We start from the raw sequence: 1,465 nt of genomic DNA, 5'->3' as shown, positions 1-1,465 counted from the left end.
AGCCCAGTTCTTTTAACTCACGCATTGTCTGTTGCGTGGTTTCATCATCCACGGCTGCATAACCCAGCTCTTTCAGTTGCCAGATTTTGCGGCGGAACAACTCTTCCACACGCGGCCAGTTGTTCGGCTGACTCACGTCCATCGCGTTGGATAACGTCGCCTGAGTCGCTTTGGGTGACCACTGACCGTCGTGCAGGAAACGTGGCACGGTATCGTTCACGTTGGTCGCAGCAATAAAACGTTTCACCGGCAGACCGAGTGACTTCGCCAGCAGACCCGCCGTCAAATCGCCGAAGTTTCCGCTTGGCACCGAGACAACCAGCTGGTTGCGCGTCTCCTGCGGCAGCTGCGCAACAGCTTCAAAGTAGTAGCAAATCTGCGCCAGCAAACGGCTGATGTTAATCGAGTTAGCCGAGTTTAACCCTAGCGCCACTTTCAGTTCTTCATCATCAAACGCCTGCTTCACCAGCGCCTGACAGGCATCGAAATCGCCGTCGATGGCAACAGTTTCGATATTGCCGCCCAATGTACAGAACAGTTTTTCTTGCAGTGGACTGATTTTGCCTCGTGGATAGAGGATAACCACTTTCACATTCGGTAAACCGTAGAAAGCATGAGCCACTGCCGCTCCGGTATCACCGGAGGTCGCGGTCAGAATGGTCACTGGCTTATCACCCGCAATATGGGTCAGCATTTGTGCCATAAAGCGACCGCCGAAATCTTTAAATGCCAGCGTTGGCCCGTGGAACAATTCCAGACAACCGACATCGCTTTCAACATTGGCGACCGGAGCCGGGAAGGCAAACGCCGCGCGCACGCGCTCTTCCAGGATTTCCTGTGGGATTTCATCACCAATAAACGCCGAGAGGATCTTCGCACTGCGGGTGACAAAATCCAGCTTCAGCATCTCATCAATTTCAGTCAGGCTGAATTCCGGCAGGTCGTGCGGAAAAAACAGCCCCTGATTTTTGCCCAACCCCTGGGTTACGGCTTGCGCAAAGCTGACCTGCTCGTTGTGATCTTTCAGATTGTAGAGTTTCATTTAGTTTTCCAGGGGTACCGAGCTCGAATTCACTGGCCGTCGTTTTACAACGTCGTGACTGGGAAAACCCTGGCGTTACCCAACTTAATCGCCTTGCAGCACATCCCCCTTTCGCCAGCTGGCGTAATAGCGAAGAGGCCCGCACCGATCGCCCTTCCCAACAGTTGCGCAGCCTGAATGGCGAATGAGCTTATCGATGATAAGCTGTCAAACATGAGAATTACAACTTATATCGTATGGGGCTGACTTCAGGTGCTACATTTGAAGAGATAAATTGCACTGAAATCTAGAAATATTTTATCTGATTAATAAGATGATCTTCTTGAGATCGTTTTGGTCTGCGCGTAATCTCTTGCTCTGAAAACGAAAAAACCGCCTTGCAGGGCGGTTTTTCGAAGGTTCTCTGAGCTACCAACTCTTTGA

General features: G+C 51.3%; 1 protein-coding gene. It reads right to left on the bottom strand.

Annotation, left to right across the window (positions count from 1 at the left end; genetic code table 11):
- Nucleotides 1-1,042, bottom strand: a 1,042-nt coding sequence (gene thrC, locus DDE13_RS22375; RefSeq protein WP_111406393.1) for a threonine synthase, incomplete at its 3' end; no start/stop codon positions are given.
- Nucleotides 1,043-1,465 lie beyond the last annotated feature (423 nt).

Source organism: Meridianimarinicoccus zhengii, from assembly GCF_003254465.1.
GTDB classification, from domain to species: Bacteria; Pseudomonadota; Alphaproteobacteria; order Rhodobacterales; family Rhodobacteraceae; genus Meridianimarinicoccus; species Meridianimarinicoccus zhengii.
Note: the sequence above shows the minus strand (reverse complement) of the source record. Positions and strands in the feature narration are given on the sequence as shown.